The sequence below is a fragment of the Pseudoalteromonas sp. SCSIO_11900 genome (assembly GCF_000576475.1).
Taxonomy (GTDB): domain Bacteria; phylum Pseudomonadota; class Gammaproteobacteria; order Enterobacterales; family Alteromonadaceae; genus Pseudoalteromonas; species Pseudoalteromonas tetraodonis.
In genome coordinates this window covers 1,880,225-1,899,318 of the sequence record NZ_KK070023.1, presented here as the reverse complement: position 1 = coordinate 1,899,318, position 19,094 = coordinate 1,880,225, and the positions used below count along the sequence as shown (strand labels likewise).

Sequence of the window (19,094 nt, the reverse complement as noted above, 5' to 3'; positions counted from 1 at the left end):
TTATTGCTTGATGGGCTACTCTATACCATCAAGTAAATAATGCTCAACACGTTCTACTCGCCTCGGTTTGCCTTGCAACACTAAAATATCATTAGCATACAATATTGTGTGTTCTGGTGGTGTGTCTATTTCTTCGCCCTCGCGGCGAAGCGCCTTAATTAGCACTTTTCTTTTTGCTAAATTGAGCTCGCTTATAGCCTTGTTTACCGCAAATGCTTTATCTGGTAAGGCTATTACATGTAAATACTCTAAACGCTCTAACAAGTTGGTATCGCTGTCAATGTTTTCGCCTGCAAAAAAACTTTGTAATAGCTTATAGCGGTTACGTCTTTCGCTACTAACACGGCGAATTATTCGGCTCATTGGTACACCCGACATAGACAACACATGTGAGACCAGCATTAAACTTGCTTCAAGCGCCTCAGGCACAACCTCAGTGACGCCTAAATCTTTTAAACGCTCTAATTGGCTGTCGTCACGGGTTCTTATGAGTATTTTTACCCTAGGAGCAACCTGCTTTATGGCATCAATCACTATTTGAGTTTGTTGAAATTCCGTGAAAGTAATAATCACTAAGCGTGCTCGCTCTACTCCTGCGCACTTTAAAATATCTTTTTGCTCAACGTGACCAAACAATAACGGTTCACCCGCCGCTTTTCCTTCTTGCACTAATATGGGGTCGCTTTCAATGGCCACATAATCAATAGCCTCTGGCGATAAAAAGCGAGCGATAGTTTGCCCTACCCGAGAAAATCCACATATAACTACATGATTATTATAAAGCGTACTGCTTTGTGGCTCATCTTCATAGGCAAACTTAGCGCGTTCTAACATACCCAGTCGCTTTAAAATAAAGGGAGTTTTATCGATTAAATACGGGGTGAGTGCCATAGAAATTACACCCATGGCAATTAAAAATGATACTTGCTCCGCACTCAGTAAGTCATGCTGTGCTGCGAGTGCAATTAACACAAAGCCAAACTCGCCCATTTGCCACAGCATTATAGCGCACGCTAATGCATCTTGTTTTCGCTCTCCCATAAATAAAGAAGATAACATCACTACGGCGATTTTTAAGACTAGAATGCCCAGTAAGGCAACAACAATAATACTCGCATGATTAACAACAAAGCTGATATCTAGCTGCATACCTACGGTGACAAAAAATAACCCCATTAAAATATCACGAAACGGGCGAATATCCGCTTCTAGCTGGTGACGGTAATGGCTTTCACCAAGCATCATACCGGCTAAGAATGCCCCTAATGCCATCGATAAACCAAAAGAGTATGTGAGTAACCCTGCAAACAAAGACACCAATAACGTGGTTAATACAAACAGCTCATCGCTCCGTGCTAGTGCCACTTCTTTAAACACCTTGGGCAAAACCCACTTGCCAATAGTCCATAGCAATACACACACAAACGCGCCTTTAGTCAACGCTAACAGTAATGCCCAACCAATACTATTGGAATCACTGCTGGCAAATAAAGGCAAAATAATGAGTAATGGCACAGCCGCAATGTCTTGAAATAGTAAAACACCGATTGCTAATTGCCCTCGGCGTTTATTTAAATCCCCACTCTCTTTTAATAATTTAGCAACCACCGCAGTAGAGGAGAGCGTAATAATAATGCCAATGGTAAAACTGGTTAATAAATTAAAATTTAATAAATGCAGAATCACAATCAGCAAAATATTACTAACAAATACTTGCAACGACCCTAAACCAAATACAATATTACGCATTGCCATTAGGCGCGATACAGAAAACTCCAAACCTAAACTAAACAGCAAAAATACAATACCTAGCTCTGCAATAAAGTCCATCTCATGGCTTTGTGTTATCCAGCCAACACCATGACCACCCGCTAATAAACCCACTGCCAAATAAGCCAACACAGGGGGAAGCCCTATTCGCTTAAATAGCCATACAAATAGAACCGCAGCAACTAAAAGTCCAAAAACCTGAGCATTAATATTTTGCAATGCAATCCTTATAAGCAATCAATGGAATGTGACTTAACTATAGCAACCGTATAAGTTTCAGCAAAAATGTAAATATGGCATATAACCTGCTTAGTTATAAAAAGTAATACTATAGGGGGAATAAATAGTGGAAAACGTTCATATTTTGACACAACGTATCTCTGGTCGCGGCGAATTTTTGCCGTTCTCAGCAGAGCAATATAATAGCAATACACCGACATCACTGCATGAGCTGGCGGCTAAACTACAAACTAGCTTAGTTTTAGAAGATATTTTAGGTACGTTTGCAAACTTTGCAAAACAGCTGCTTAATTTTTCTGGTGTGCATTTTAAAGCAACAAGTATTGATGTAAAAACACCCAATAGTGATGTTGAAAATCCAGCGTACTCGTTTGATTTAAAAGTTGAAAATGAGTACTTAGGCACATTAACTTATTATACAAAGTATCCGCTTAGTGCGGCTATTGAGAAAAAGCTACAACACTTTCATAGTGTACTAATTTATCCATTGCGTAATGCGCTTATGTATAACCGTGTATTAAGGTTAGCCACAAAAGATTCATTAACCGGATTAAACAACCGTAGTCAATTTAATGACATGTTACAACAAAAGCTTGAAAATCATAGACGTAACGGCTATCCATTTAGTTTAATGCTGCTTGATTTAGATAATTTTAAACAAGTGAATGATAACTATGGTCATAAAATTGGCGATGACGTTTTAATAGAATTTGCTACAGTTTTATCGAGCAGTATTAGAGGGACTGATTCGGTATTTCGCTTTGGTGGCGATGAGTTTTCAATATTAATCGAAGACCCGGCTTTCACCACCAATAAAGTGATCGCTGAACGTATTTTGCATTTAGTACGAAACTCACCGATTATGTCTAAGTACAATGTAACAACCAGTATTGGTTTTACCTTAACTAACAGTGGTGATTGCCAAAACGAGATATTTTCTCGTGCGGACAAGGGCTTGTATAAAGCAAAAGCATCTGGGCGAAACTGCGCAAAAGCTTATTAAGCTATAAAAGAGCCTACTGATTGAAAAGCCTAGCCTCCCCCGCTGGTTTTTTTTATACTACTTTTTTAATATAAAGTATTTGTAAATTAGTAACATGGCGAAAAAGCCAAAAAAGAAACCACTGAGTAAATTAAGTAATGCAGCAATTGTCGTAAGCGGTGTAAAAAGCACTAACAGTAAAGGCGTACTCACCCCTAGAATGAAAAACACGCCCCCTTTACCTAACCAATAGGCAAGTAAAATGGCGGCACATACCATACCACCCAATACAGCGTAGCCAAGGGTAGTAATATTAAGGGTTAAAAATACATTCGATAAAACCGCAATCAATAGCGTAATTAATATGCCAATGGGTGCCTTATTGATAAGCGACAGCCCAACATGAGGCTGCTGACTCATGATTTATACTCCCAAATAACACCAGTATCATCTTTATGGTTATCACTAATAAAATAACCAACCACTTGTACTAGCTCATCGTTGTAAAAAATTAATGGAATATCAGCACGTAGCCAAGGCGCTACCTTTGCATCTTTAAACCAATGCTTAAGCGTATTACTGCCTGGCTTTTTTAGTGGTTTAATACGCGCGCTATTACAGTTAAAACGAACACTAACTTGTTCATCCGATTTGGGGGCGCGTACACCCATCCCTTGCAAACATTGTAGTATTTTTCCGTCATTAAGCACTAGTTCGTGACTTGTTACCCGTTCAATATTAACGGCTAAAGGCCTCGGTTGCACAAAATACAGATAACCTTGGTGGCGGCGTATTTGCCCACCGCTTAGCTCAATAACCATTTGCGCATCAGCTTTGGCATGAATCGCCTGACTCATTATTTGCATTAACTGTTTTTGCGAAGGCATGGTATGGGTAAATAGAGCCAGCCATGCGCGCAGAAGATTCGCAATGCGAATAGCGCTGTAATGAGCCATATTTTGTATATTAAGCGCCTGATGTTGGTTAAGACACTGTGCGAGATCTTGCTGGGTATATTCATCAAGCAGTGTTTGTTGCTGCTGCAATAACTCAATACTGCGTGCTGTACACTGCTCAAACCTAGTAAAACGCTCTGCCAACTTAGGCACTATTTGCTGGCGCAAAAAATTACGATCAAAGCGCTCATTGGCGTTGGATTCATCGGTAATATGGCTAATATTAAATTGCTGGGCAAACGCTTCTATCTCGCTGCGTTTTACCGCCAATAATGGCCTATAGCACTCACGGCCACTTTCAAGCACACGAGTTTGCTGCATAGCGCCGAGCCCTTTTAAGCCTGAGCCGCGCTTTAAACGAAGTAAAAATGTCTCTACTTGGTCGTTTAAATGCTGGCCTAACAAAATAATACTATCACTTGGGCTGTATTCATCTAGCGCTTGATAACGCGCTTCGCGAGCTTGCGCTTCAATACTGGTGCGCGATTGCTGCTTAATAATGACGTGTGCCGCTTTAAAATCAATTGAAAGTTGCTCACAACGTGCTTGGCAAAATTGCTGCCAGTGATGGGCGTTATCACTTAAGCCATGATTTACATAAATTGCACTTAAATTTAATTGTGGCCACTGCTCTTTTAACCCATGCATTATCTGCAACAACACTACCGAATCTACGCCACCAGATAAGGCTACTGTAAATGTGAATTGCCCATTTTCTAAGTAGTGATTAAGGGCTTTTTTTACCTGCAGATAAATTTGTGATGTGTGCATTATTATAACCAATGAATGAATTGCTAATAACCCGAATAAAAAAGGCTCTACGTTACGGTATATTAAAACAAAAAAAGCCGCATAGGCGGCTTTTTCTCTATTTAGCTACATTTAGCTACTTTTAACAATAACCAAACGACATTAAACGCTTGTAACGTTGATCAAGCATCTCTTCAAGCGATAACGCTTGTAGGTCTGCTAAATCTCGCTTAAGGCGTACTTTTAAGTTACGTGCCATGCCATCGTAATTACGGTGCGCGCCGCCTAGGGGCTCTTCAACTAAATTATTAATTAAATCTAGCTCTTTAACACGCTCTGCTGTTACACCCATTGCCTCTGCAGCCAATGGTGCTTTGTCAGCACTTTTCCATAAAATAGAGGCACAACCCTCTGGTGAAATAACTGAGTAAGTGCTGTATTGCAGCATGTTTACTCTGTCGCCAACACCAATCGCTAATGCACCACCTGAACCACCTTCACCAATAACAGTACAAATTGTAGGTACTTTTAGTGCGGCCATTACTTTTAGGTTACGTGCAATTGCTTCTGACTGACCACGTTCTTCAGCGCCAACACCTGGGTATGCACCTGGGGTGTCGATAAAGGTCATGATTGGCATTTTAAAACGCTCAGCCATTTCCATTAAGCGCAATGCTTTACGGTAACCTTCTGGTTTTGGCATGCCAAAATTACGTTTAATTTTTTCAGCAGTACCACGGCCTTTTTGCTGACCGATCACCATAACAGGCTCACCATCTAAACGGGCTACGCCGCCTAAAATGGCAGGGTCGTTAGCAAACGTGCGATCACCCGCAAATTCGTCAAATTCCGTAAAAATACGCTCGATATAATCTCGAGTATAAGGACGCAACGGATGACGTGCTAGCTGTGATACTTGCCAAGCGCCTAGTTCAGAGAAAATTTTCTCCTTCATTTGTGCGCTCTTTTCTTTAAGTTTGCTGACCTCCTCTTCTAATCCAAGGTCTAATTCGCCAGCGCGGCTTACATTTTGTAATTCTTCAATTTTTGCTTCTAATTCTGCAATTGGAAGCTCAAAATCAAGATAATTGAGGCTCATGCTCTAAACTACCTAATTAGTTAAATTCTAGTTCTACATTTTGCGCTGCCATCAGCGATAACTTATGAATTAAGTCGTCACTTGGCGTAACACACCATTCGATCCCTAGGGTTAATTGCACCAACGCATCGGGGCGTTGATAATATACCTTGATCGGACACGTTCCCATTTTGTATGGTTCGAGTACTTTTTGTAATTTATCGAAGAAACCAGCCTCGATCTGCACCATATTCAGCGTCATCTTAATCGCTTTTATACGTTTTTCACGCGCCTGAGCAATGGTGTTTATTTCTCTGGCGGTCATTGTAATGCCACCGGAGAAGTTATCAAAGCTGACCTGTCCAGATATTACCAAGATATTGTTTACTTGAAGCATTTCTTGGTACATTTCGAACTGTTCTGGAAACAAGCGTACATCAATTCGGGCGCTCTTGTCATCTAAAGTTATTAAGCCCCAACGATTTCCCTTTTTATTTATTAAGGTTCGCGCTGAAATAACTAAGCCCGCAGCCGTAGAGAGTACATCACGATTGGTTGGCTGTAAATCCACCAGCTTACCACTGGTGTAATGTCTCAGCTCGCGTCGATATTGATTTATTGGATGCCCAGTTAAATAAAGGCCTAGTGTGTCTTTTTCGCCATCAAGCCATTGGTTATCGGTAAGCGGTGTGGCTTTTATAAACGCTTGCTCAACTTCATCAGGTTCGGTGGCAAGTAAGCCAAATAAATCGCTTTGCCCAAGTTGCTCAGCTTTATTGTGCTGATCGGCTGCACGCATGGCATCTTTTAAACTTGCTAATAACGTTGCACGCCCTGCTTGGGTTTTATCTGGCCCTAGTTGGTCAAGTGCACCGGCGTAAATTAATTTTTCGGTCACGCGTTTATTTAAGCGTTTTAAATCGACACGGGCACAAAAATCAAATAAATCTTTAAAAGGGCCGCCTTTTTCGCGCGCCTCTAAAATAGCCTCTACCGGCGCTTCACCAACGCCTTTAATTGCACCGATGCCGTAAACAATTTCACCTTTTAGGTTTACTGTAAACTTAAACTCACCGGCGTTTACATCTGGCGGTAATAAGGTGAGCTTCATGTTTTCACATTCATCCACCAAGATCACTATTTTGTCGGTGTTATCCATATCGGCCGACATTACCGCCGCCATAAACTCTGCAGGATAATGCGTTTTCATCCACAGTGTTTGATACGATACTAATGCATAAGCTGCTGAGTGCGATTTGTTAAACCCGTAACCCGCAAACTTTTCAACCAAGTCGAATATTTTAATTGCCAGTTCGCCGTCAATACCGTTGTTACGTGCGCCTTCTTCAAAGGTTGAGCGCTGCTTTGCCATTTCTTCAGGCTTTTTCTTACCCATAGCACGACGTAACATGTCGGCGCCGCCCAGTGTATAACCGGCGAGTACCTGCGCTATTTGCATTACTTGTTCTTGATACAAAATAATGCCATAAGTCGGCTCAAGAATTGGCTTTAAGCTTTCGTGTTGGTATTGCGCATCGGGGTATGAAATTTCTTCTCGGCCAAGTTTACGGTCGATAAAGTTATCAACCATGCCTGATTGCAGCGGGCCTGGGCGAAACAAGGCTACAAGTGCAATCATATCTTCAAAGCAATCGGGCTTTAATCGGCGTACGAGGTCTTTCATGCCGCGCGATTCGAGCTGGAATACCGCGGTGGTTTCAGCGCGCAGCAATAGCTCTATACTTTTTTTATCATCAAGTGGAATGGTGTTGATATCAATGGGCGCTTTGCCTTCGCGCTTCATGCGCTCATTGGTCATATCCACTGCCCACTGCAAAATGGTTAAGGTACGTAAGCCTAAAAAGTCAAACTTTACCAGCCCTGCAGTTTCTACGTCGTTTTTGTCAAACTGGGTAACCGGAAACTTACCTTCGTCATCGCAATAGAGCGCCGCAAAATCGGTAATTGTGGTCGGCGATATTACAACCCCTCCGGCATGTTTACCGGCATTACGGGTACAACCCTCAAGAATACGACACATGTCGATTAAGTCTTTAACTTCTTCATCGCCGTCGTAGGCTTCTTGCAAACGGGGTTCAACTTCAAACGCTTTGGCTAAGGTCATTCCAGGATCGCCCGGAATAAGCTTAGAAATACGATCGACAAACCCATACGGATGACCAAGTACACGGCCTACATCGCGTATTACCGCTTTTGCTGCCATAGTACCAAAGGTAATAATTTGCGATACCGCGTCACGTCCATACAAGGCCGATACATGATCAATTACTTCATCACGCCTATCCATGCAAAAGTCGACATCGAAATCGGGCATTGATACACGTTCTGGGTTTAGAAATCTCTCAAAGAGTAAGTCAAATTCCAGCGGATCTAGGTCTGTAATTTTAAGCGCGTACGCCACTAATGAACCCGCACCCGAACCACGTCCTGGCCCTACTGGAATATTGTTATCTTTACTCCACTGAATAAACTCCATTACGATTAAGAAGTAGCCAGGGAAACCCATTTGGTTAATTACATCTAGCTCTACTTTTAAGCGATCGTCGTATTCGCGCCGTTTTTCTTGTCGCTCTTGTTCATCAGGGAATAAAAACTGTAGTCGCTCTTCAAGGCCGTCTTGTGAAACCTTAACCAAAAACTCATCAATTTTTAGTGAGCCCGTCGGGTAATCTGGTAGGAAATACTCACCTAATTGCACTGTTACATTACAGCGCTTTGCAATTTCTACGGTATTTTGTAGCGCTTCTGGAATATCACTAAATAGCTCTGCCATTTGTTCTGGCGTTTTTAGGTATTGCTCTTGTGAAAAACGCTTTGGTCGGCGTTTATCATCCAATGTGTAACCGTCAAAAATCGCCACGCGTATTTCATGAGCTTCAAAGTTTTCAGGTTTTAAAAATACCACTTCATTGGTGGCCACTACTGGCAATTGCTCATTTGTTGCAAGCTCCACCGCCATGTGCAAATAGTTTTCTTCTTGGGCACGGTTGGTACGAATAAGCTCAATATAAAAATGATCGCTAAAGTGCTGCTTATAAAAACTGACCACCGACTCAACAATAACGGGGTTACCTTTTATTAAGGCTTTTCCTAAATCGCCATCTTTGGCGCCCGAGAGTATGATAAGCCCCTCTTTTAAATCAACTAACCACTCACGGTCAATGACAGGGCGATGAAAAACATGGCCACGTTGATAGGCTTTAGAGATCAATAAAGTAATATTTTTATAGCCAATGTTATCTTTGGCTAACAATGTTAATCGGCTTGGTTCGTCGGGGAATTCTGGGCTACGTACCCAAAAATCCGCACCAACAATCGGCTTAATACCCGCATTGTGCGCTGCGCCATAAAAACGCACCAGACCACAAAAGTTCATTTGATCGGTAATAGCCAGCGCGGGCATTTCAAGCTCTTGTGCTTTAGCGACAATAGGCTTGGTTTTAGCTAAGCCATCGACCATCGAAAAGTCTGAGTGAACGCGTAAATGTACAAACTCTGGTGCAGCCATTATTTATGCCTCGCCCTTTGCTTGCATCAGCACACGCTGTACCGGCTTAAAGCTTTTACGGTGCTCATCAATTGCGCCGTATTGCTCAAGTGCTGCAAAATGGGCCTTAGTTGGGTAGCCTTTATGCCCTGCAAACCCATATTGTGGGTAGCGCGCATCAAGCTCAAGCATTTCGTCATCGCGAGCCACTTTTGCTAAAATAGAGGCTGCTGAAATTTCTTCTACTAAGCTGTCGCCTTTAACAATGGCTTGTGCCGGCATTGCTAATTTAGGTAAACGGTTGCCATCTACAAACACAAATTCAGGCACTGTGTTAAGTGCTTCCACCGCGCGGCTCATGGCAAGCATGGTGGCTTGTAATATATTTAGCTCATCTATTTCACTGGGGCTACAACGACCAATGGCGTAACACAGTGCTTTTTCTTTTATTTCGATGGCTAATAATTGGCGTTTTTTATCCGTTAATTTTTTAGAATCTGCAAGGCCTGCGATTGGCTTAGCGGGATTTAAAATAACAGCGGCAGTAACCACATCACCCACCAGCGGTCCACGACCAACTTCATCCACACCGGCTATTAAGGTTACATTAGGTCGTTCAATTTGCATCTATTAACTCCGCCACAGCCTTGGCTGCTTGTTTACTGGCATTTAATCTAATTTTTTCATGTATAGCTAAAAAGCGTGCTTTTAATTCTTTATTATCGCTATTGAGCATAGGGGTAAGTGCTGCTGTTAAGTTAGCGACATTACACTCTCTTTGTAAAAACTCTGGTACTAACTCTTCGTCTGCCAATAAATTGGGTAGCGAAAAATATTTAATATTAAAGGTAAAGAAGGTTTTAAAAATCCAATAACTCATGGGTTTAATTTTATAACCAACTACCATTGGCTTTTTATATAACATGCCCTCAAGCGTTGCTGTACCTGATGCAAGCAATATAGCATCGGCGGCTTGCATGGCTAAATTTGATTGGCCATCTAGTAAGTTAACATTAAGAGAGGGCGCTGTGGCATTTAAAATAGCAATAAATTGCGCTTTACGCTTTTCGTTCACCAGTGGCACAACGACTTTAAGCGCTGGGTTCTGCGCTTGTAACTGCGCCGCTGTTTTTATGTAGGTTTCACTTAACAAGCCCACTTCTGAGCCCCGGCTCCCAGGTAATAGCGCTAACACCTTGTCATCAGCACTTAAGCCTAGTTGGCTACGGGCTTTGCTATCGTCGTGCTTAAGTGCAATGTCGTCAGCTAATGTATGACCTACAAAAGTACACGGTACTTGGTGTTTGTCGTAAAATTCTTTTTCAAAAGGCAATAAAGCCAATACTAAGTTAGTGGCTGCACTTATAGTGTGAATGCGTTTTTCACGCCACGCCCACACTGAAGGGCTTACGTATTGCACGGTTTTGATGCCAGCGTCTTTTAACGGTTTTTCTACACGTAAATTAAAATCCGGCGCATCAATGCCTATAAAAACATCAGGAGGGTTTTCAATAAAGTGCTGTACTAACTGTTTGCGGATTTTTAGCAAGCGCGGTAAACGGCCAAGGACTTCAACCAAGCCCATAACCGACAACTCATCCATATCAAACAATGTTCTGCAGCCTTGAGCTTGCATTTTAGGGCCTGCAATACCTTCAAAGATTGCATTAGGAAAGTGTATTTTAAGCGCTTTTATGAGCCCTTCACCTAAAATATCGCCCGACAGTTCACCTGCCACAATACCAATTCGTAGTTGTTTTTTATCTTTTTTCATTTGCTATTTTTTCACAAGTAAACCCGGCGTTAATACCGATTAGTTTACCGTGTTTTAAGGCTAGGTTAAACGCTTAAAACACACCACTTTTTTCTAACTTACTCTTAATTGATGATTGCGTATTTTATAGACTGATGTAATGTCATGGTATATTAAAGTTTTCTAATATACATATTGACAAAAATTGTACAAACGCCAATAATAATGCAAACTTTCAGAAATTACTGAAAGCTTATTAAAACATTAACAATTGCTTTGTGCTGTCACTGCATCACAACCAAAGGAGCCAAAAATGATAGATGAAACCTTTGTGGATCTATCGCGATTACAGTTTGCTGTCACCGCTCTATTTCATTTTTTATTTGTGCCGTTAACAATCGGTATGACCTGGATTTTAGTTATCATGGAATCGGTTTATGTTATGACCGGTCGCGAAATTTATCGTGATATGACTAAGTTTTGGGGCAAGTTATTTGGTATTAACTTTGCTATTGGCGTGGCGACGGGCCTCACCATGGAATTTGAGTTTGGTACTAACTGGTCATATTACTCACATTATGTAGGCGATATATTTGGCGCGCCGCTGGCTATTGAAGGTTTAATGGCGTTCTTTTTAGAGTCAACTTTTGTGGGTATGTTCTTTTTGGGCTGGGACAGGTTAACTAAACGCCAACATTTAGGTGCTACCTTTTTAATGGCGCTGGGTACTAATTTGTCGGCGCTATGGATATTAATTGCTAACGGCTGGATGCAAAACCCTGTGGGAGCAGAATTTAACTATCAAACTATGCGCATGGAAATGACTAGCTTTGCTGAGCTTGTATTTAACCCTGTAGCACAAGTTAAGTTTATTCATACTGTATCGGCAGGTTATGTTGCCGCTTCTATGTTTGTACTGGGTATTAGTAGTTGGTACATATTAAAAGGCCGTGATTTAGCCTTTGCAAAACGCTCGTTTTCGGTGGCATCCGGCTTTGGTTTAGCGTCAATACTGTGTGTTATTTTATTAGGTGACGAATCAGGCTATGAAGTGGGCGAGGTTCAAAAGGTAAAACTAGCCACCATAGAAGCTGAGTGGCACACCGAAGAAGCACCTGCAGCGTTTACTGCGTTTGGTTTTCCTGATTCAGATGAGCAAGTTACCCATGCAGCAGTGAAAATACCCTACGCATTGGGGATTATTGCTACTCGCTCTCTAGATGAGCAAGTAGTTGGTATTTCTGATTTAGAGAAAAAACACGAGAAGCGTATTCGTAATGGCATGATAGCGTACGAATATCTCGAAAAACTTAGAAATGGCGAAGACAGCGAAGAAAACCTAGCTAAATTTGACTCCCTCAAAGATGATTTAGGTTATGGCTTATTGCTCAAACGCTATACCCCCAATGTGGTAGATGCCACAGAGGAACAAATTCAAATGGCGGTTAAAGACTCCTTCCCTAGAGTGGGCCCTATGTTTTGGTCATTTAGAATAATGGTTGCCTGTGGCGTAGTCATGCTCGCCGTGTTTGTACTGGCATTTTATTACAACGCACACCGCATTATTGAGCAAAAACGCTGGTTGCTGTGGGCTGCGGTTTTGAGTATCCCACTCCCTTGGATTGCAATAGAGTTTGGCTGGATCGTTGCCGAATACGGCCGCCAACCTTGGGCAATATCTGAAATATTACCAACCTTTTTAGCGACTTCGTCACTGACGGTAAACGATATTTTAATTAGCTTAACTGGATTTATTATTTTTTACACCGGCCTTGCTATTGTAGAGGGATGGTTAATGCTGCGCTTTATTAAACAAGGCCCAAGCTCATTACATACAGGTAAGTATCACTTTGAATTACCAAACAAAGCAGATAAAGACGCAGGAGAGCAATTATGATTTTTGATTATGAAACATTAAAAATGCTGTGGTGGTTGCTCATTGGCGTACTGCTTATAGGCTTTGCAATTACCGATGGCATGGATATGGGCGTTGCCATGTTACTGCGTATTGTGGGCAAAACAGACAGTGAACGGCGTACCGTTATTAATACCATTGGTGCCCACTGGGATGGTAACCAAGTATGGTTTATTACTGCAGGCGGTGCCTTGTTTGCAGCGTGGCCTATGGTTTATGCGGCAGCGTTTTCTGGTTTTTACTTTGCTATGATGCTGGTCTTATTTGCATTATTTTTTAGACCGTTAGGTTTTGACTACCGCTCAAAAATAGACTCTAAACGCTGGCGTAATAACTGGGATTGGGGCCTATTTGCAGGCAGCGCCATTCCCGCTTTAGTATTTGGTGTAGCCTTTGGTAACTTATTTTTAGGTGTACCGTTTAACATTGATAATCTACTACGTGTAAGCTACCAAGGCTCATTTTTTGGCTTACTTAACCCATTTGGTTTGCTAGCGGGTTTAATCAGTGTAGCCATGTTAATTGCCCATGCAGGTATGTGGTTGCAATTGCGCACAGCAGATGCGGTTGCACAGCGCTCAGCGCAATATGGCCGCTATGCCTTAGTGGTATTTATTGTTTTGTTTGCAGCAGCTGGCTTTTGGGTGGCAAACATTAATGGCTACCAAATTGTATCGATGCCTGATACGCAAAGCCACGCAGATCCGCTGGCAAAAGTAGTAAGCACAGCAAAAGGCGCATGGCTTAACAACTACAGTGAACGCCCATGGACAATAACCTTCCCTATTTTAGGTTTTGCTATGGCATTAAGTGCCCTGCTTTTCTCAAAGCTTAACAAGCCAGCACTTGGGCTTATTTCAACCAGCTTTATGTTAATTGGCGTTATTATGACGGCAGGTGTGTCGCTATTCCCATTTATTATGCCATCGGTTAATAACCCTGATATTAGCTTAACTATTTGGGATGCTGTATCGAGTCACAAAACACTCAATATTATGTTTGTTGCTGTTGTTATATTTATTCCGTTAATCCTGGCCTACACCACGTGGTGTTACGTAAAAATGTGGCGCAGAGTAACAGTCGAAGAAATTGAAAATAACACACACGGTAGCTACTAAGGAGACTAAATTATGTGGTATTTCGCTTGGATTTTAGGGGTACTTTTAGCCTGTACCTTAGGGGTTATCAATGTAATGTGGTACGAGTTTCATCAAAATAAGAACAGTATTGCTGATGATGAACAACCTATGCACGATTTACTAAACGAAGCTAACAAAACAAAAGATGACGACTAACCCCCGACCAAATCGCGCGCAGCAGCAATCTCTGCGCGCTTTTTTAAAAAAGCAAAGTAAGCCTGCGGGTGCATGGTTAAAGTTAAGTATTGCACTGGGCACATTTAACGCTATTTTAATGATTGCTAGTGCGTATTTACTGGCACAGGCTATTCACAACGTCATGTTTGCAGGCGCAAGCCTTGAGCAAGTAAATCACTTACTTTGGCCTCTCGCGGGAATTATTTTACTCAGAGCTCTATTTTTAGCTATTAGTGAAAGGCTCAGTGCTTATGCGGCACTTAAAATAAAGTCGGCTATGCGCCAAACCTTATTAACCAAATTGACTCAACTTGGCCCTAGTTATATTGAACAACACGGTCAAGGTGCTACACTCAACACGCTGCACAATGGCGTTGAAGCACTTCACGATTACTACGCTAAATATTTACCTGGTGTTGCCTATAGCGCGCTTATTCCAATGGCCATATTAGTGGTTATATTCCCTACCGATTACAAGGCAGGCTTAATATTTTTATTAACCGCCCCGCTTATCCCATTTTTTATGATTTTGGTTGGCCATAAGGCCGAGGCACTTAATCAACAGCGCTGGCAACAATTAGCTGTACTCGGTAATTACTTTTTTGATCGCGTACAAGGGCTTACCCAACTAAAACTGTTTAATGCTACGCGCAAAGAGCTAAAGCAAATAGCCCAAATTTCAGATGATTTTAGGCATGCAACGCTAAGCGTGTTAAAAATTGCTTTTTTATCTTCTTTTGCACTGGAGTTTTTAGCCACAATTAGTGTGGCACTGGTAGCGGTTATTATTGGTTTTAGATTATTTTTTGGCACGCTCGACTTTGCAACCGGCTTTGTAGTATTGCTGCTAGCGCCTGAATTTTACTTACCGCTTCGCCAATTAGGCAGCCATTATCATGCGCGCTTACAAGGAATTAGTGCTGCTGCAGATATGCTAATCATTTTAAATGCACCACTGCCATCAAAAAATAATAACCACACAGCTCATATAAACATGGAGGGTAACAGCACTATCAGCGTCCATGATCTCAATTTTAGTTACCCTAATAGCAATGAGGGAATTAATAATATTAATTTAACCCTGCCAATCACAGGACTAGTAGCCATTGTGGGAGCTAGCGGCTCAGGTAAGAGCACCCTACTTGATTGCATGCTTGGTTTTCACCCAGAAGTAATACAACACATATCCATTGACCAACAACCATTGACGACAGCCGATATAAGCCAATTACAACAAAACATTGCCTGGATCCCACAAAAGCCAACCTTATTTTACGACACCATTGGCGCTAATATAAAGCTAGGTAATCCAGGCGTTTCAAATGCAGCACTTGAACAGGCGGCGCAGCAAGCTGGTGCGCTGGAATTTATTAACGACTTACCTGATGGGTTTAACACCTTAATAGGTGAACAAGGCGAAGGGCTCTCTGGAGGGCAAAAGCAGCGTATTGCTTTAGCTCGTGCATTTTTAAAAAACGCCCCTATTTTAATGCTTGATGAGCCAACCGCTCATTTAGACAGTCAAACTGAACAGCTCATTCAAAACGCTATTGCTGAGTATGCAAAAGAACACTTAGTGATCACCATAGCGCACCGCTTAAATACAGTAAAAAATGCTAAACAACTTATCGTTATGGAAAACGGTGCCATCGCTCAGCAAGGCGACTTTATAACGCTCAGCCAGCAAGCTGGCGAATTTGCAAAGCTGCTGCAAACAGCGCAACATGGAGCGACTAATGACTAACTTTATTCGTTTACTTAAATTGTGCCGCCCTCATTATAAAGCGATGCTTTTAGGGACGTTTCTAGCGTCACTCACGGTGCTAGCTAATGCAGGCTTACTCGCTATTTCCGGCTGGTTTTTAGCTTCTATGGCTGCCGCAGGACTTGCAGGCGTCCATATGAACTACTTTACCCCAGCTGGCACCATTCGTTTTTTGGCAATTGTGCGCACCGCCTCACGTTACGCTGAACGCTTAGTTACTCACAACGCCACATTTTTATTGTTAAGTGAAATACGAGTAAATATGTTCGCCACACTCAGTAAACTTAATAACCTTGATTTGGCTATGAGCCGCAGTGCCGATTTAGTTAACCGCTTACAAAATGATGTAGACGCACTAGATAAATTTTATTTAAATGTGTTGCTACCGATGTTAGTAGCCTTACTCACTGTGCCTATTATTATGCTGTTTATGTCTGCTTACAGCCCAAGTGTAGCCTTAATTTGTTTTACGGGCATCGTTGTTATTGGGGTGGTTATACCCGTTATATTGAGCAGACAATTAGATAAAAACAGCCACCAAGAAACATTACTCAGCGCCCAATTAAGAGCTGAGCTAGCTGATACCTTAACGGGTCTTAGAGAACTAAATATTTACCAAGCTCGAAACCAACAACTCACTAAGTGTGATCAGTTAAGTAAGCAGTATAATCAGCAATTATTTATTCGTCATAAGGCTCTTAGCAATGCTGATGGTTTGAGCTTACTCATAGTGCAACTGGCTATGCTCGCCAGCATTGTCACTATTGTGCCGCTGGTATTTAGCGCCGAGATGGTAAATGTTGAATTGGCGATGTTGAGTTTGTTTGTACTGGCCAGTTTTGAAAGCGTATTGTTACTACCCAACGCGTTTATTGAACTACCTAATGTATTAAAATCAGCTGAGCGACTATTTACCCTTGAAGATAAAGTACTGAAGAAAAACGAGGTTCCGCCACAAGTTATTGATTCAAAAAATAAAAAATGGACACTTTCGCTAGATAAAATTAGCTACCACTATGGCCAAAAGCAGGCATTAAATAATGTGAGCTTTGAGCTACCTGCAAAGCATAAAGTGGCGATTGTTGGACGAAGCGGCAGTGGTAAAACAACCTTAGTGAATTTACTAAGCGGTTTATGGCCTCTGCAACAAGGTGCAATTAGCTTACAAAACGAAAAAGAAACAATAAACCTGCAAAATTTAAATAATGAAAGCCGTGCAAAAACATTAAATATTTTAGCCCAGCAGCATCATATTTTTGATGGTACATTAAGCGATAATCTTGCCTATGCGGCACCTGATGCAACAGCGCAACAAATGACAGTGGCGTTAAATCAAGCCGAGCTGGGTAACTGGTTTAGCGCGCTAAAAGAAGGTTTAAATACTCGTTTAGGTACCGGCGGGCGAAATGTATCTCAAGGCCAGTCAAGACGCATTGCCTTAGCACAAGCGCTGCTGCAACAACCCGCCATTGTAGTGCTCGATGAACCCACTGAAGGGCTCGATAATATTTCTAAACAAGCCGTTATGAACAGTATTTTACAGCTAAAAGAGTGTGCCAGTGTACTAACAATCACACACGATCCAGCGTTGTTATCGCAAATGGATAGTGTCATCTGGTTAGACAGTGGGAAAATCATCGCTCAAGGTTCACATCAACAATTGCTCAATGAACACCCTGACTATGTGGCGTTAACGACCCGCTTTTAGTCCTTAGCAGTATTACTTTTATCAATAACGGTGACCGTTACATCAATAACGCCGACTTTAGGGTCGGCTATTTTTTTAAACATCGCCTTAGATAAATCAATAATTCGCCCCCGAATATAAGGCCCCCTGTCATTAATTCTGACCACTACAGACTTATTATTAGCAATATTGGTAACTTTCACTTTTGTACCAAATGGGAGTCTTAGGTGCGCAGCACTTGCTGCTTGTTGGCTAAATCGCTCGCCACTGGCAGTAGTTCGGCCGTGGTATTTATCAGCATAAAATGATGCTTTACCTTGCTCTGCAACATCGCGTTGTTGATTATTTATATTACTTGGCGCAGTACTACAGGCGGTCAAAATCACTAATAATACTGAAATAAATACTAACTTTATCCGTTTCATTATTAATACTTTATAGGAAAATATGTAGGGAGTTTAATAAGGTAAGCCTGAGTAGAGACTGAATTTAATAAACACAGCAACATGCACTTCATGGCTGAGTTATTAATCAAATATCAGCTAATAAAAAACCACCTTGATTACTCAAAGGTGGTTTTTTTATAAATTAAAATGCTCTTTATTAACGCACGATACCGCGCTCTGAGCTTTTAACAAAATCAATCATAAGTTGAACAGCTGGGTATTTTTCAGCGTCTTCTGAAAGCGATTCTATCGCTTCATCAACGCCTAGGCTCTTGCGATAAAACGCTTTATAAGCGCGGCGTACTGCCATTATCTCATCACTTTCAAAACCACGGCGTTTCATACCTTCGGTGTTGATTGCTGCAGGGCCTGCTGGCATCCCAATGGTGGTAACAAAAGGAGGTACGTCTTTATTTACACCAGAATACATACCAACAAATGCATGAGCACCAATTTTACAAAATTGATGCACACCTGAGTTACCCGCTAAAATAACCCAATCACCAACATGAACGTGACCCGCTACACTGGCATTATTTGCAAAAATAACGTTATCGCCAATCACCGCATCATGTGCAACGTGAGTGTAAGCCATAAATAAGTTATTGCTACCTATTTTGGTAACACCTTCATCTTGGATTGTACCGCGATGAATAGTCGCACATTCACGAATAACATTATTGTCGCCAATAATTAAGCTGGTTGGCTCGTTGTTATATTTTTTGTCTTGGCAGGCTTCGCCCACAGAAGCAAACTGAAAAATATGGTTACCAGAGCCAATAGTAGCAGGCCCTTTAACAACAACGTGAGACTCAATAATACAGTCATCACCAATAACAACATCATTACCGATGTAACTGTATGGTCCAACTGACACATTGTTACCAAGTTTTGCACCCGGTTCGATTATTGCCGTAGCATGGATCAC

At 41.7% G+C, this 19,094-nt stretch carries 15 protein-coding genes; 6 read left to right on the top strand and 9 right to left on the bottom strand.

Going from position 1 to position 19,094, the window contains the following annotated elements; translation table 11 throughout:
* Positions 1-15: 15 nt before the first annotated feature.
* Complete coding sequence (locus BG00_RS08835) at positions 16-1,989, bottom strand: monovalent cation:proton antiporter family protein (protein ID WP_036981965.1); 1,974 nt, start codon at positions 1,987-1,989, stop codon at positions 16-18.
* Positions 1,990-2,116: 127 nt separating this feature from the next.
* Between BG00_RS08835 and BG00_RS08830 the strand changes: the two genes are divergently transcribed.
* Complete coding sequence (locus BG00_RS08830; protein WP_036981963.1) at positions 2,117-3,013, top strand: GGDEF domain-containing protein; 897 nt, start codon at positions 2,117-2,119, stop codon at positions 3,011-3,013.
* 57 nt (positions 3,014-3,070) lie between these two features.
* On the opposite strand, the gene BG00_RS08825 is transcribed toward BG00_RS08830, so the two are convergent.
* The 6 genes from BG00_RS08825 to lpxB all read right to left on the bottom strand — a co-directional run bounded on the left by BG00_RS08825 (position 3,071) and on the right by lpxB (position 11,058).
* Entirely contained in the window at positions 3,071-3,412 is a 342-nt protein-coding gene (locus BG00_RS08825; protein ID WP_036981962.1) for a hypothetical protein, read from the bottom strand.
* Positions 3,409-4,719 carry a tRNA lysidine(34) synthetase TilS gene (gene tilS / locus BG00_RS08820; protein WP_036981961.1) on the bottom strand — a complete coding sequence of 437 codons (1,311 nt, stop codon included), beginning with the start codon at positions 4,717-4,719 and terminating at the stop codon, positions 3,409-3,411. Before tilS ends, BG00_RS08825 begins: the two co-directional genes overlap by 4 nt.
* A 121-nt stretch (positions 4,720-4,840) precedes the next feature.
* The gene (gene accA, locus BG00_RS08815; protein ID WP_036981960.1) at positions 4,841-5,797 is read right to left on the bottom strand and encodes an acetyl-CoA carboxylase carboxyl transferase subunit alpha; all 957 of its coding nucleotides are present in this window, start codon (positions 5,795-5,797) and stop codon (positions 4,841-4,843) included.
* Positions 5,798-5,813: 16 nt separating this feature from the next.
* Positions 5,814-9,305, bottom strand: coding sequence for a DNA polymerase III subunit alpha (dnaE, locus tag BG00_RS08810; protein WP_036981959.1), 3,492 nt, complete (start codon positions 9,303-9,305; stop codon positions 5,814-5,816).
* Positions 9,306-9,308: 3 nt separating this feature from the next.
* The gene (gene rnhB, locus BG00_RS08805) at positions 9,309-9,911 is read right to left on the bottom strand and encodes a ribonuclease HII (RefSeq protein ID WP_036981958.1); all 603 of its coding nucleotides are present in this window, start codon (positions 9,909-9,911) and stop codon (positions 9,309-9,311) included.
* A complete protein-coding gene (gene lpxB, locus BG00_RS08800) occupies positions 9,901-11,058 on the bottom strand; it encodes a lipid-A-disaccharide synthase (protein ID WP_036981956.1) in 1,158 nt (385 codons plus the stop codon). The genes rnhB and lpxB overlap by 11 nt, the downstream gene beginning before the upstream one ends.
* 292 nt (positions 11,059-11,350) lie before the next feature.
* On the opposite strand from lpxB, the gene BG00_RS08795 reads away from it, so the two are divergent.
* The 5 genes from BG00_RS08795 to cydC are packed head-to-tail and all read left to right on the top strand — an operon-like array spanning position 11,351 to position 17,741.
* A complete protein-coding gene (locus BG00_RS08795; protein ID WP_036981954.1) occupies positions 11,351-12,934 on the top strand; it encodes a cytochrome ubiquinol oxidase subunit I in 1,584 nt (527 codons plus the stop codon).
* Entirely contained in the window at positions 12,931-14,070 is a 1,140-nt protein-coding gene (cydB, locus tag BG00_RS08790; RefSeq protein ID WP_036981952.1) for a cytochrome d ubiquinol oxidase subunit II, read from the top strand. The genes BG00_RS08795 and cydB overlap by 4 nt, the downstream gene beginning before the upstream one ends.
* 12 nt (positions 14,071-14,082) lie before the next feature.
* Positions 14,083-14,247, top strand: a complete 165-nt coding sequence (cydX, locus tag BG00_RS08785; protein ID WP_036981951.1) for a cytochrome bd-I oxidase subunit CydX — start codon at positions 14,083-14,085, stop codon at positions 14,245-14,247.
* On the top strand, positions 14,237-16,012 hold the full coding sequence (cydD, locus tag BG00_RS08780; RefSeq protein WP_036981949.1) for a thiol reductant ABC exporter subunit CydD: 1,776 nt from the start codon (positions 14,237-14,239) through the stop codon (positions 16,010-16,012). The genes cydX and cydD overlap by 11 nt, the downstream gene beginning before the upstream one ends.
* Complete coding sequence (gene cydC / locus BG00_RS08775) at positions 16,005-17,741, top strand: thiol reductant ABC exporter subunit CydC (RefSeq protein WP_036981947.1); 1,737 nt, start codon at positions 16,005-16,007, stop codon at positions 17,739-17,741. The genes cydD and cydC overlap by 8 nt, the downstream gene beginning before the upstream one ends.
* Here the strand turns inward: cydC and BG00_RS08770 are convergent.
* Both BG00_RS08770 and lpxA read right to left on the bottom strand, forming a co-directional pair.
* Positions 17,738-18,145, bottom strand: a complete 408-nt coding sequence (locus BG00_RS08770; protein WP_036981945.1) for a septal ring lytic transglycosylase RlpA family protein — start codon at positions 18,143-18,145, stop codon at positions 17,738-17,740. The genes cydC and BG00_RS08770 overlap by 4 nt on opposite strands.
* 178 nt (positions 18,146-18,323) lie before the next feature.
* Positions 18,324-19,094 (bottom strand): acyl-ACP--UDP-N-acetylglucosamine O-acyltransferase, encoded by a 771-nt coding sequence (gene lpxA / locus BG00_RS08765; RefSeq protein WP_013465422.1) that lies wholly within the window; start codon positions 19,092-19,094, stop codon positions 18,324-18,326.